Annotated in this window: 8 protein-coding genes; 7 read left to right on the top strand and 1 reads right to left on the bottom strand. The window is 58.1% G+C overall.

Features of this window, described 5'->3' with window-relative positions; genetic code table 11:
• Positions 1-30: 30 nt before the first annotated feature.
• Positions 31-2,208 carry an Ig-like domain-containing protein gene (locus DC28_RS15345; RefSeq protein ID WP_052078513.1) on the top strand — a complete coding sequence of 726 codons (2,178 nt, stop codon included), beginning with the start codon at positions 31-33 and terminating at the stop codon, positions 2,206-2,208.
• 461 nt (positions 2,209-2,669) lie between these two features.
• Here DC28_RS15345 and DC28_RS05645 read toward each other — a convergent pair whose 3' ends face one another.
• Complete coding sequence (locus tag DC28_RS05645) at positions 2,670-3,053, bottom strand: hypothetical protein (RefSeq protein WP_037546764.1); 384 nt, start codon at positions 3,051-3,053, stop codon at positions 2,670-2,672.
• Between the two features lie 289 nt (positions 3,054-3,342).
• On the opposite strand from DC28_RS05645, the gene DC28_RS05640 reads away from it, so the two are divergent.
• From DC28_RS05640 to DC28_RS05610, 6 genes are all read left to right on the top strand, one after another.
• Entirely contained in the window at positions 3,343-4,503 is a 1,161-nt protein-coding gene (locus tag DC28_RS05640; RefSeq protein ID WP_037546762.1) for an ROK family transcriptional regulator, read from the top strand.
• Positions 4,504-5,043: 540 nt separating this feature from the next.
• A complete protein-coding gene (locus DC28_RS05635) occupies positions 5,044-5,868 on the top strand; it encodes a sugar-binding protein (RefSeq protein ID WP_037546759.1) in 825 nt (274 codons plus the stop codon).
• A complete protein-coding gene (locus DC28_RS05630; RefSeq protein WP_037546757.1) occupies positions 5,865-8,921 on the top strand; it encodes a hypothetical protein in 3,057 nt (1,018 codons plus the stop codon). Before DC28_RS05635 ends, DC28_RS05630 begins: the two co-directional genes overlap by 4 nt.
• A 173-nt stretch (positions 8,922-9,094) precedes the next feature.
• Positions 9,095-10,894, top strand: coding sequence for an Ig-like domain-containing protein (locus DC28_RS15340; RefSeq protein ID WP_052078512.1), 1,800 nt, complete (start codon positions 9,095-9,097; stop codon positions 10,892-10,894).
• Positions 10,895-10,982: 88 nt separating this feature from the next.
• Positions 10,983-12,737: a glycoside hydrolase family 17 protein gene (locus tag DC28_RS05615; RefSeq protein ID WP_037546754.1), complete on the top strand. Its 1,755-nt coding sequence runs from the start codon at positions 10,983-10,985 to the stop codon at positions 12,735-12,737.
• Between the two features lie 145 nt (positions 12,738-12,882).
• Complete coding sequence (locus DC28_RS05610) at positions 12,883-13,686, top strand: nucleotidyltransferase domain-containing protein (protein WP_037546751.1); 804 nt, start codon at positions 12,883-12,885, stop codon at positions 13,684-13,686.
• The last annotated feature ends 11 nt before the right edge of the window (positions 13,687-13,697 follow it).

The following is a 13,697-nucleotide window of genomic DNA, read 5'->3' as shown; positions in this document are numbered from 1 at the left end:
GCCCGGCCTGGCGGAAGAAAGGAGAATACAATGAAGAAGAACGGACGTTTTGCAGTGCTCGTATTGGCAGTCGCTGCTCTGCTCACCGCCTGCCCGGGGGTCGGCCCGGATCCCGGGGGGGACGATCCCGGCGACCTTGTAAAGGACGTGACGGCGGTATCCATCACCGCCAGCGGAACCCTTACCCTGGAGATGGGAAAAACCCTGCAATTAACCTACACGGTTACCCCCGAAGACGCTACCTCGGGCATAACCTGGACGAGCTCCGACCAGACCGTTGCCACGGTGAACGAAACGGGATTAGTAACCCCTAAAAAAGAGGGAACGGCAACCATTACCCTGGCTTCCACCAAGGATCCCAGTATTAAGGCCCAGGCAACCGTCCAGGTTGTTGCCGCCGGGGGAGTCCAAAGCATCGCCGATGACTTTTTCCTATACAACCAGGCCTCGGTAGGGGAGGGAACCACCCCAGAACTGCCGGGTCTGCTGAACTATGCCCTGACCCTGGTGAACACCTCCGAGGACGGCATGGTCAAGGATACCCTCACCAAGAACAGCTTCATCCTCTTTAAAACCCCGGTAACCGGTGAGTTCACCATTCAGGCCCGGGTGCACATCAACGAGCCCTTCGGACCCATTTCCTCCAACCGGGGCGTCACCCTTGGCGCCTACGCTGAAACCGCCTCAGGCGAATTCGGAGATGCCACCGCCCTGGCTGCCATGTTCTACCGGACCCGGGGGGATGTGCGGCCCTATTACACCGGATCCCTGGGTACCAACAGCGCCGGAAGCCCCAACCTTGCCCAGACCGACGATGCCTGGCAGGTGGAACGGATCCTGGAGGTCTCCCGGACCGCCGACGGCTACAGCTTCCGCATTTTGGCCAGTAAGGACGCCTCGGAGGTCGCCGCGGGCAGCCTCAGCGCCGCTGAGCTCTCGGATAAACTCACCGGCACGGCCCCCGTCTACCTGGGACTCACCGCCAACGGCGCCGATGTTACGTTTTCGAACATTAAAATCTACACCGGCAGCGGAGAAAACCAGACCCTGGAGTTCGAAACCCAGGAAATTGCCTCCAGCCCTGTGGCTGTATCCGGGGTTGCCATAGACGGCCCCGCGGTCAACGCCAACGACACCTATGACTACCAAAACTCCCTGGAGGCCGCTCAGGCAGATACCATCCAGCTGACCGCCGCGGTCTCTCCGGAGCACGCCGACAACACCGGGGTAACCTGGTCCTCCAGCGATGAAGCTGTTGCCACGGTTTCCGGGACCGGCCTGGTGACCGTCCAGGGTGCGGGAACCGCGGTCATTACCGTAACCACCGTGGACAAGGGATTTATCGACACCTACGATCTGAACATCTCTGCAGAGACAATCCTGGTGGACTCCCTGACGATCTCGGGTGAAACCTCGGTCATGAAGGGGCTGACCACAACCCTGACCGCCACTGCAAGCCCGGATAACGCCACCGACCAAAGCGTCACCTGGTCATCCGACGCACCCACCATCGCCAGTGTGGATGCCGAAACCGGGGTTGTCACCGGTATATCCCTGGGAACCGCCTCCATCACCGCTACAGCCACCGACGCCGGCGGCGCCTCCCAGAGCGTAACCGTAACCGTTACCGAATCAGAGACCCTCATCTGGAACTGGAATTCCGCAGGCCCCCACTTCGATATGACCAGCGGTGCGGTAACCTTCGACGGAAAGACCATGGTCAGCCGGGGCGGCTCAAAAACCCCGGAAGTCGACGGCAGCTTCATCCTCAGCGACGGCCGGTTTAACATCGGAAGCGCCACCCTGGACACCACCCTGGCTACCGCCGCGGATGTCAATGTAGATGACGGGGAGTTTAATTTCACCAGTACGGCGAAAATCGTCCTTACCTACTCGGCCTACTCCAACACGGACGGAAAAACCGACGGATTCCGGTTCTACCTGAACAACAATACCACCAGCGAATCTAAATCGGTGCTCTACCGGGCGGCAGACGAGTTAGCCGATCCCCCGGTCGACAAAATCTCCCCCATCCTAAGTCCCGACGCAGCCCTGAGCGAGGCCGGGGGAACCGTCGAATACCTCATCGATCCTGTCTACTTCGAGCAGAACAGCGAGTCCCTGGCCAACGCCTTCATCCAGCTCCGGGCGGACAGCAAAACCTCCATCACCATTACCGCCATCTCCATCGAATACGTGAATGACTAAGCGGCGGATTACAGGGTAATTCTACTGCCCCGGCTTCTCTACAGCCGGGGTCTACATTCCCTGCCCATCCGGTACCACGGTGCCGGGTGGGTTTTTTTGTGAGTAGAAAAGAGCCTTCCACCGATACACACCAAGACCGGCAATTCTCATCAGTTCTGTACGGGTATTTACACCAGGTCAGTAGCTCCAGGCACCCTATCGGTATCTTGTAGGTCATGTAAAACGCCATCTATGCGAGGAGTCTACGTCTGAACAGTATATAGTGCGCAAAAGGTTGTACCATTGCACCCCGGCGACACCACCCATGGGTGGACTTATAGAATGCTCCGTGGCCCTTCCCTATAAAAAAGGGGTGCGCTTCTGGAGCACACCCCCTTCGAAATTCAAAACCAATCGCCACATTCATTTACAATTGGCTCGGTTCGGCCTGTAAACCTGTGGTTACAGAACCCCGGTACCTATTACTTATAGGTTGCGGTGTAGTTGTAACCGCTGTCGGTCCATGTCAAGTCGTTGTTGGTTTCGATTTTGAAGGTCCAGTAATCACCATCAGAAAAATCGATGGAACCGGTCATTTCAATGGGATCAAACTCGTAGGTAAAATCGGTGGTTTCTGCCTGCGCAACACCGAGTCCGCCCAGTACGTCAACCTGCTCCCAGTACTCACCGGTAGATGCGGTCAAGAACCGAAGTTCGTAGTCAGCACCGGCAAGCCCTAACACATCCACTCTTCCTTCCCAGGTATGACCAGCCAGATCGTTTCCGATGATAACCATACCGTCACAGCCTGCAAGCAGGCCCACAAGCAGCAGTAATACTGCAATAACCCCTAGTGTTTTTTTCATCCTAATCTCCTTTGGGTTGGTTTCTTAGGGTGATTATCCGCTGGAGAACCTTAAACCAACCTTAAACGGATCACTTTTTTTCACACTTTTTCGTGCCCTAACGGGTGGAACCGTTCATGCCGGCGACGCCATCCCTGGGCTGGGTTCTAGACGGGGCTCCTACTACCAGGCATAGCGGACAACCCCGTGCGCCCGATGCTTTATTGATCCGCCGGGGACATAACTGGGCGGGAAGGGGCTTTCTTCATTGACAACACTGGCGATGCCACCAATAATGCATGCAAGAACTATGACCATCGATAAAGTTTCCAGCTTCAACATTTCCCGGGTTCTCAACTGCCTCTACCACCAGCAGCCCATCAGCCGGATCGAGATATCCCGGCAGATCGGCCTGGACCGCTCCACGGTCTCTAAAATCATGTACACCCTGGACGATTATAATATCGTTGAACCCGCCGATAAGGGAGTCTCCACCCCCCGGGGCGGGCGCCGGCCGGATTTTCTTCAGCTGAACAACAAGATTGGCTTTGTCATCGGCATGGAGGTACAAACCGACCGCTGGTTCGCCGTGGGGGTTACCATCGACGGATCCATCCTCTTTACCCTCTCGGAAACCCTTACCGAGGAGAATACCAGCCTTCAGCAGGTTATCGAGCAGGCCATGCAGCGCCTGACCGCTCGGTGCGCGGAGCTGCCCATGAAACCCATGGGAGTTGTAGTCACCCTGCCGGGAATTATCGATCCCTTCCAGGGAATCATCCTGCGTTCGAATCCCCTTAATATAGACGAAACCTTGGACCTTAAACCCATCATTACCCGGTATTTTGACGTCCCGGTTCTGGTGGAGAACGACGCCAACTCCTGCTGCTGGGGCGAGCTGTTCAAGGATAAGCTGGAGGCTGCGGAGAATTTCCTGTCTGTTCTGGTGGAGTTGCGGCGCACCCGGATAAGCGGCGCGCCCCTCCAGGGCATCGGGGTAGGCTTGGGAATCGTACTCAATAAACACGTCCACTATGGAAAAAACTTCTCCGCCGGGGAATTTCAGAGTGTCTTCTGCAAGACCTTCCATTCCACCCAGTTCTCCATCTCCGACGAAGAAGCCGCAAAGATGGTCTCCGACGAGGCGGTACTGGTCAAAACCTTCGAGGAGCTGGCCATCAACCTGTCCCTCCTGGTGAACACCTTTAACCTCAGCCAGGTCATCATCCTGGGCGACCTCTCCCCCCACCGGGAAAACCTCTCCAAAATCCTTCAGGACAAAATCCAAGAAAACTGGTCCTACGATACCCCCGCAGCCTGCGAAGTCCGCTTCACCGACCTCGGCCGGGAAACCGTAGCCTTCGGCGCCGCTTGCATGTTCATCGAACGACTCTTCAGCGTCCCCACCATCAGCAACACCCAGCAAGCCTACGCCTGTGGATTCGACCTGTTAAAAACCGTCCTGGAATAACCCCGGCTCCCCCAACCTCAGCGCCCCCCTGCTGACCCGGACCACCCCGGGATTCCTCCATACCCTGTTTCCAAGGGGGGAAGTCTCCCCCTCGCTCCGGCCGGTACCCGGCCTGCGCTGCCCCCTCTACGGGGGCTCGCCGCCCCCGTAACGCCCCCGCCCCAGTCCCGAACCACACCCAGTCCCGAACCACACCCAGTCCCGAACCACACCCAGTCCCGGCTTTTTGGCCCATCCCCCCCGGGGGCATTATTAATCCTTCGGCTGTTCTTCTACCTACGAACCAGTATCAGCCCCTGGGAGGACTAATCCCTGGGCTGCCGGGAGCTGATGTACAGATGAAAGAACTTTCATTTCCGGTTTCCCTGAAAAAAAGAAAATTGTTTGTTGACGACATAAACAATACGGATTTATGATGTTAGTTGAGGGCGGAAACCAACTAAAATCATTCGTCCTCCCCCGGAACACCGTATTTCCGGGATCAGAAGCCCGGGGGAGGCGAAACAGTTCCCGCCGGGTTCAGATACATGGGAGATCACTATGATACCAATCAAAAATATTCCCCCGGGGACCCGGAACGGCCGGATCAGACTTCTCCAAGGCCTAATCCTCCTGGCCGTCCTACCCCTGGTGCTCATGGGATGCTGGACAACCACTGCGAAGGTGGCCATTGAGCCGCCGTGGATGCCCGATGTCAGCGGCCAGATGGAAGACCGTGAGCCCCCGGTAGGGCAGGTCGCTCCGGTTTTTTGGCTTGAGGACGGCGTGGCCATAGACGGCGTGTTCACCGAGTGGCGTGGACTTGTTTCGGCCCAGCCCTACGTGGTGGTGTACGGCAGCGGATTCATCCCCGCCGATGCCTCGGGAGACTTTACCATGGCTACCGACGGCGCAAACCTATTTCTCTATGCGGACATTACCGACGATGTACCCAACGAAAATAAGCTGCCCCCCGCCGGAGCATGGCGAAACGACTCGGTGGAATTCTTCATCGGTACCGATACCACACCCCACCGGGATTTTACCCCCACAGACAACCATATCCGGGTTGTACCGGCCAGCAAGACCGATCCCGCGGTCTACTCCCTCTCAATCAACGATGTGGACTTCACCAAAGAAACCGATGCCAGGGTCCGGTTCCGGGAGAACGGATACCGCATTGAGGCTGCCATTCCTCTGGCGTTGCTAGGCATCTCGGACCTCAGGCTGGGCCAAAAGCTCCGGGTTGAGTTCCAGATTAACGACGGAGATTCCAGTGAACGCGATCGGCTCATCCACTGGATGAGCGAAAAGGACGACCCCTATTTTGATGCATCGGTGTGGGGCGATGCCGAGATTGTACTTCCCCAGGAGGCTGCCCAATGAAACGGCTCATAGTAATTCTAATCAGTATATTCCTGCTCGGTTCCGGTCTCTGGGCCCAGGCTGACAGCCCCGCTGCCGGCTCTTCCGCCGGAGTAGTAAGCGAGATCCGCCGGGATGAGGGCGGTCTACGGCTGTTCGTGAAAGGCGAACCCTTCGAGGTCAAGGGGGTCGTATGGTCCTACATTCCCATCGGGGAAAACTACACCTACAACCTCTGGGATCAGCCCGAGGACATCATCAAAAAAATGATTGACCGGGACGCCCGGCTCATGAAGGACATGGGAGTAAACGCCATCCGGGTGTTTTCCGATGTCCCTCCCAAGTGGATAACCTATTTCTACCGGCAATACGGAATCTACACCATCGTAAACCCCCTTTTCGGCCGTTACGGGGTGAGCGCCCGGGGCATCTGGTACCCCCTGACAGACTACTCGGATAAATACAGCCGGGAGGTTATAAAGCGGGACACCCTGGAGGTAGTAGAAACTTACAAGGACGTTCCGGGGGTTCTCATGTTCCTCTTCGGGAATGAAAACAACTACGGCCTGGAATGGGATTCCGGTGTAATACAGGATCTTCCCGTAGGCCAGCGCTCCGAGGTCCGGGCCGGTTACCTGTACAGCCTGTTTGAGGAAGCCATTGCCGAAGCAAAACAGATCAGCACCGCCCATCCCTACGGCATCGTCAACGGGGATATCCAGTACCTGAATTTAATAGAGGAGCTGGTACCCAGCCTGGATGTACTCGGGGTCAATACCTACCGGGGAGGGGCCGCCCAGGACCTGTTCTACCAGAGCGTCGAATCCCTGGGGGTTCCCATCGTCTACACCGAGCTCGGTGCCGAGGCATGGAACGCTGCTACCCAGCAAGAAGACCAGTTCAATCAGGCCCGGTACATCTTCGAACAGTGGCGGGAAATCTATCAGCAGTCTTACGGCAAGGGTAAGAGCCAGAATGTAATCGGAGGATTCGTCTTCGAGTGGATGGACGAGTGGTGGAAACACCTCCAGACCGAGAACCTGGATGTTCATGACACCGAGGGTACCTGGAGCAACGGCGCCTATGCCCATGATGCCGTTCCCGGGGTTAACAATATGCAGGAGGAATGGTTCGGCATAGTCGCTCAGAGCCCGCGCAAGGACGACGGCATCCACCGGCGGATCCCCCGGGCCGCCTACTACCTGCTCCAGGAACTCTGGAAACTGCCCCTCTACGATTCCAGCAGCACCGATGTAGCCGACCACTTTGCCGCGGCAGCCAGCAGTTCGGTGCTCGCCCGGGGCGAGGCAAATGGCATTAAGGAAGAAGAGGCATGGAATCCCATCAGTCTTCAGGGCTTCACCGCCCGGGTTGAAGGACGGATCGCTGCGGATGATCAGACCATCGCCGCAGATTGGATGACCGATGCGGCCTTCACCAACGGCCAGGAGTTAACCCTGACCCTGGGGCTGCAACCCCTGGATAACCTCACTGGATTCACCACCCTCAAGGTCTGGGCGAATCCCATCCTCCCTGCCTGGGGTGAGGCGCCGAAGTACCTCGGATACGACGATACGACCGGCGAAACCGACGGCCACATAAACCTCTATGCAGGAGAATTCACCTATTCTAACGATCTCTTCGATCTGACGGGGTACTACCGGTCGGGACGACCGGACTGGATGCTCCACGGTGATGCCTTCAATCTCATGCCCGAGGCCTGGGATCGCCTGGGTATGGATAAGGACGGTTCGGATGCACCCCTGGGCCTGCAGCTCGACGGCAAGCAAGCCCTCCAGGGACTGCGCCTGGCTATCGGACCCGAGGTGTACTGGGGAGCCCTGCCCCTGGTAGCAGCAAATTACTACCGGGAGTTTACCGGGGACGGGGTCACCGGTTCCTTCGGGCTGATGTATCTTGAAGAGTTCGCCGCCCGGGAAAACGCATACCCCGGGGAGATCCCCGGTCGCCGGGCAAGCCTCTCGGGAAGTCTAGGCATCGGTCCCTACCTTTTTGCTGAAGCCGGGGTGCTGTTTTCCGGTTCCGAATCCGTGGGAGAAACCTTCTACCAATCCGGACCGGCCGACGAGCCCGGGGGTGGTGTGAACGGTTCGGATATAGCCGTAACCGAAGATACCATCGATTATCTGGACACCCTGGCCTTCAAGGTCCGCCTGGGTACGGACATCATCCGATATACCAGGATCTGGGCCCAGTACCTTCAAGCCGGGCTGGTCGCCGCAGGCAATCCGATGATCCCCCGGTCCGGATTCCAGGTCGCTGATTCCGGGGCGGGAAACCGCCGGGAAATCAACGCCGGCGCCCGATTCATCTACGGTGATTTTACCGCCGAGGGCATTTTCAGGTGGCGTAAACCCCTGGTGGACCCCATGACCGCCGTGGGCAGCTACACCCTCCGGTCGAATCTCACCGATCCCTTCGCGGTGTACTGGAACCGCGAAACCATCGAAGCCGAGGTAGTCGCCACCTTCGACCCCGAAGGCGCCACCTACTTCCACGACTGGAACGTCCAGGACCGGGAAAACGCGAAAATCGCCGCCTCCCTTTCCTTCCTCTACACCTTTTACGCCGGTCCCACCGATGCCGGGGTATTCAAGGCCGCCGACGGCGCCTGGTTTGCCTTCCCCTCGGGATTACCTGAGGCCTCGGGTCTCTGGACCCTGGCTGGAAAGGTATACAGCAACCCCTTACCCGGCCTGAAGATCAACTTCGACGGTCGCATCGGCACCCAGCAGAGTACCGGGGAAAGCGAACGTCTGGTCAACTTCATCGGCCTCGGCCTGGATATGCGGTACCGCAACCTCTTCATCGGCGGCGGGGCGGATTTCAGCGCCTGGGGCCCCGAGGTATGGCATCGTCAGTTCAACATTACCTATCCCCTCCAGTGGCACGGTGAAATCGCCTACGGCTTCGATACCCCCAGCATGATGACCACCGAGACCCGGATAGGCCTTGCAGCTTCAGGACGGAGCTTCGGCACCTACTCGGCGGATGATGAACCCGGAGAGGGCAGTCTGAACAAGTTCACCCTCTACGTGGATTTGACCTACTAACGAATGGGAATACAAGCGCCCGGCTCCCGGCGTCAATCCTGACGCCCCGGATCCGGCCCGCTATTAGCAAAGCAATCCCCGGGGACAGCCTCGGATTAGCAGCCCGCCGACAGGCGGAGAACAGAAGAGTGTACCGGACCTGAGGAACAACAGACCGGTACGAGGAGGTTTTTATGAAGGCTTACAGAAATGCTCTGTATGGAATGATCTTGGTGCTGGTACTCATACTCAGCGGCTGTTCCGACAATATTCTACCAGCCGCCCTGGAGTCCATCGCCGTCACCCCGGCCACCCTGTCACTGACAGCAGGCGATACCAGCCCTGCCCTGGCCGTGGAAGCCACCTTTGCTGACACATCCACTGCGGATGTTGCCGCCACTGACGTAACCTGGTCCACCAGCGCTTCCGCCATAGCCACGGTTAGCAAGGGTGTGGTAACCGCAGTAGCCCCGGGCTCCGCAACCATCACCGCCACCTACCAGGAAAAAACTGCCACCGTGGCGGTAACCGTGACTGCGGCAGACACCCAAGCCACCCTGGAGTCCATCGCAGCCGATCCCGCTACCATCACCATCGAGGTAGGCCAGGACAGCGCAGCCATTGCCGTAACGGCCAGCTATGATGACGAAACGACGGAAGCCCTAGCCGCTGCCGATGTCACCTGGTCCAGCAGCGCCGAGGGCACCGCTACCGTTGCAGCCGGGGTTGTTACCGGTGTTGCCGAAGGAACCGCCACCATCACCGCCACCTACGATGGTAAGACCGCTACGACAGCGGTAACGGTTGTGGCCGCCGTTGATACGGGGATCATCCCCAACGGAAGCTTCACCCAAGGCTTAACCGATTCCTGGGAACTCTGGTCAGAGGCCGGGAATACCACCGCGTCGGTGGTTGACGGCGAGGCGGAAATTATCATACCTGCTACAGGGAATGCCTGGTGGGGTGTTCAGTTCTGGCAGGAAGGTATCTCAGTACCTGAGGCTGGTGACTACACCCTGTCCTTCGATGCCCGTGCATCGGTAGCCCGGGATATGAGGATTGAAATTGCGCCGACCGAGGTTGCAGCCAGTCCCACAAACCTCGACTTCCTGCTCGGCACGGAAATGACCACCTATGAAGCCACGGTAAATCTCTCTGGTTTAGGCGCAACCCCGACCCTGAAACTGAATATCGGGTTAGGAAATGTATCCTCAAATAGTCAGGCTGCTACGGTATATCTGGACAACATCAGCCTAAAACCCCAGGAATCCGCCCTGACTACCTACAGCCTGTCTGTTACCGTAGATGACGGCACCGACCCCATTGAGGGCGCAACGGTTAAGCTGAACACCAACATGGAGGCCACCACTGACGCCTCAGGTGTAGCAACCTTCACGGTTGAGCCCCGGCAATACCCGGTAAGCGTGTCCATGTCCGGCTATGTGGGCTTCAGCTCGGTTACTCAGGTGAGCGCGGATACCGATGTACCGGCAACCCTGACCGTGGCCGCTCCGACCGAGGATGCCTATCTCTACGGAACCACTGAAACGGTAGACGTTACCAATACCCTGGCGCACTGGGACTCCGGATCTGCCTTCAATGCAAGTTATGCAGACGATCCCACCTACAACCCCGTCATTGAGGTAACCACCAGTTCTAACCTCTGGGGATCAGGAACCCCGGGATTCGCCCTCGCCTTTACCCAGTACTCCACCGGTGCGGCCGTCGGCTATGACAACCTGAAGTTCAAACTCAAGAGTACCGAGCTGACCGATGTAGCGGTTAAATTCCCCGGAGCCACCACCGAAGAAATCTCCTACGCCATTGCGGACTACGGGGTAGATCTCGGCAACGGCTGGACGGAAATAACCGTACCCCTATCCGGATACGGCGATCTGGGCAGCAATACAGAGGTGGGAATCCTTCGCTTCCAGGCAGGTCTCACGGAAACGGCCATATACATCACCGATGTATATTTTGATGTCGCACAGTAAGAGTGTTTGACAGGATCACCCTGTCAATACGAACACTGGCGTTCAGGCTGGGTACCCGGTACCCAGCCTGTTCTTGCAGGAGAAAACCATGAACCCATTAAAAAAAACAACAAAAAAACGGGCCTCGGGCCTGATTGCGGGGGTGCTGATGATTAGCCTACTACTCATCCTCGGAAGCTGTAACTTTGTCGACGAAGATCCCGATCCCCAACCCAATCCAGATCCGGATTTCACCCTCAGGCCCCTGGATGACGCCATCTGGGCCCGGAAGGCCATCGCCTACTCGGGATACCGCACCGGCCAGAGCCCGGGAGAAAAAATCTACCCCTCCGAGGCCCAGATCCTGGAAGACCTCAATCTCCTCGTTTCCGAGGGCTTCGGACTCATCCGCCTCTACGACACCTCCACCCACGGCCAGAGGACCATCAAGGTCATCAAGGACAACAGCCTGGACCTCAAGGTCATGTTAGGCGCCTACCTCTATGGAGCCGATGCCACCTACGGGTCCCAAAACCAGGCGCAGATAGACGAGGCGGTACGCCTGGCCAATGAGAATAAGGATATTGTTGTGGCGGTGAGCGTAGGGAACGAGGTCCTGGTAGACTGGTCCTTTGTGGCCGTACCGCCCAAGGATATGGTTGCCTACATCCGGGACGTCCGGGGAAGAATTACCCAGCCGGTAACGGTGAACGACAACTATGCGCCCTACGCCATGGGCAGCGGCTACGATACCGCCCAGGTTTGGCGGGAAGTCGACTTTGCCGCCATCCATACCTACGCCTACTGGGACGCAGGCTACAACCTCTGGCAATGGCGCCAGGAAACCGTCGCCGAAGCCGAGCGGGCAGACGCCATGATGGACGCCGCCCTGGCCTACGCCAAGGCAAACTTTACCGCCGTCCGCAGCGCCCTGGATGACGCAGGCATTGACATCCCCATAGTCATCGGCGAAACCGGATGGCAGAGCGTCCCCAGCGCCACCGTAGGTTCGGCCCAGTACACCGCCCACCCGGTTAACCATGCCCGGTACTTCACCGACATGATGGCCTGGGCCTACGGCGCTGCAGGATCATCCCCGGGAGACGGATTCACCCGGCCCAAGGGAATGTTCTACTTCGAAGCCTTTGACGAACCCTGGAAGCAGGCCGACGATAACTGGGGTCTTTGGAATGTCAGCCGGGAAGAAAAGTACGTCCTCTCCGGCAGCGGCTACACCGATGCCGACGCGGTCTACTACAACCCTCCCGCCGATGCAGCTAAAATCACCGCCGACACCTTCATCCTCCACCGGGACGCCGAAGCCGCCGATGGCGAGGTAGCCTCAAGCAACACCTGGAACGCCTGGGAGAACGGCACCACCGCATCGGTGGCCACCGGCGAAACGAATCCCCCGGAAGGCGCCACCTTCGCCATCATCACCCCTACACCCAAGGTCTGGGGCTGGGGCATGACCCTGAGTGTTACCGACCCCGTGGACCTGAGCGATTTTGAAGCGGCGGGAACCCTGAACTTCAGCGTGAAAACCGACTATCCCGGGAAGATCGAGGTAGGATTCTTCACGGGCAACACCTCCGACCAGATGGGCGTTGATGTGTACCTGACCATCGATCCCGCATCCAACAGCTACGGCTACGCCAACGACAACGTCTGGCACGCCGTATCCATCCCCATCAGCGACATCGTACCCAGCGCCGCCCCGGCCTACGGACAGGACGCCTCGGCAACCATCAACATGGAGCAGGTATTCGCTACCTTCGTCATCGCCGACCGCTACGCCACCACGGGCAACAGCGCCGGCGCAACCAACAGCATCAGCCTGGACAACATCCGTTGGGAAAAATGATCACCCAGGGTGCCTGTGACCCTTGAGCTGTTCTTATCTCTCCGCCGGTCCGGAAGTTCACTCCGGACCGGTTTTTTTTATGGTGATTCCCATGCCCGGCCAACACCCATGCTACACTCTATTCATACCACTTTCAGGAGCTCCCATGACCCTCGACCACCTAGAATACGACCATCACCGCACCACCCTGGCGAATGTCCGTACTCGCTTCCAGGACGATCCGGAAATCCTCGCCCTCTACGTCGGCGGTTCTCTGGCCCACGGCTACGCCAAAGCCGACTCAGACGTAGACATCATCCTCATCATTTCAGAACAGGACTACCAGATCAGAAAGCAGGCCGGCAACCTGCTTTTTTTCAGCGCCGACCTGAGCACCTACCAGGGCGGCTATGTGGACGGAAAGTTCATCACCCCGGTGTATTTGGACACGGTAGCCCGCCAGGGAAACCAGCCAAGCCGCTACGCCTTCAAGGACTGCTTCCCCCTGATAATCCGGGACTCTGCCCTAGAATCCCTGGTTTTCCGGGCCGCCTGCTTTCCCGATGAACAACAGTCAGCCCTGGCAGAACGCTTCTACGCCCAGCTCCAGGCCTGGCGCTGGTACTTCTATGAGGGGAACAAACACCAAAACCCCTACCTCATTGCAACGGCGGTACAGAATGTCGTGCTCTACGCCTGTCGTATCGTTCTGAACCACAACAGGTTGCTCTACCCCTACCATAAGTGGATGCTCGCCGAGGTCCAGTCCGCCCCGGAAAAACCCGAGAACCTCCTGGACCTCATCCATACCCTGGTGGAACACCGCCGCCCCGAGGATCTGGAAGCCCTCTGCCGGGGAATAGAGGCCATGAATACCGCAACCCAGGGCCCTCATGATTGGCCGAACTACTTCCTCCAGGACGTAGAAACCCCCTGGATGCGCAGTGAACCCTACATCGCCGACCTCTAGCCCAAAACACC

It is taken from the genome of Spirochaeta lutea (assembly GCF_000758165.1).
Lineage (GTDB): Bacteria > Spirochaetota > Spirochaetia > DSM-27196 > Salinispiraceae > Spirochaeta_D > Spirochaeta_D lutea.
The sequence above is the reverse complement of the archived record's forward strand: the minus strand, read 5'-3'. Positions and strand labels throughout refer to the sequence as shown.

Excerpts from the sequence above, each read along its gene's own strand:
- DC28_RS15345 (WP_052078513.1), top strand. The coding sequence starts at position 31 with ATGAAGAAGAACGGACGTTTTGCAGTGCTCGTATTGGCAGTCGCTGCT.
- DC28_RS05645 (WP_037546764.1), bottom strand. The coding sequence starts at position 3,053 with ATGAAAAAAACACTAGGGGTTATTGCAGTATTACTGCTGCTTGTGGGC.
- DC28_RS05640 (WP_037546762.1), top strand. The coding sequence starts at position 3,343 with ATGACCATCGATAAAGTTTCCAGCTTCAACATTTCCCGGGTTCTCAAC.
- DC28_RS05635 (WP_037546759.1), top strand. The coding sequence starts at position 5,044 with ATGATACCAATCAAAAATATTCCCCCGGGGACCCGGAACGGCCGGATC.
- DC28_RS05630 (WP_037546757.1), top strand. The coding sequence starts at position 5,865 with ATGAAACGGCTCATAGTAATTCTAATCAGTATATTCCTGCTCGGTTCC.
- DC28_RS15340 (WP_052078512.1), top strand. The coding sequence starts at position 9,095 with ATGAAGGCTTACAGAAATGCTCTGTATGGAATGATCTTGGTGCTGGTA.
- DC28_RS05615 (WP_037546754.1), top strand. The coding sequence starts at position 10,983 with ATGAACCCATTAAAAAAAACAACAAAAAAACGGGCCTCGGGCCTGATT.
- DC28_RS05610 (WP_037546751.1), top strand. The coding sequence starts at position 12,883 with ATGACCCTCGACCACCTAGAATACGACCATCACCGCACCACCCTGGCG.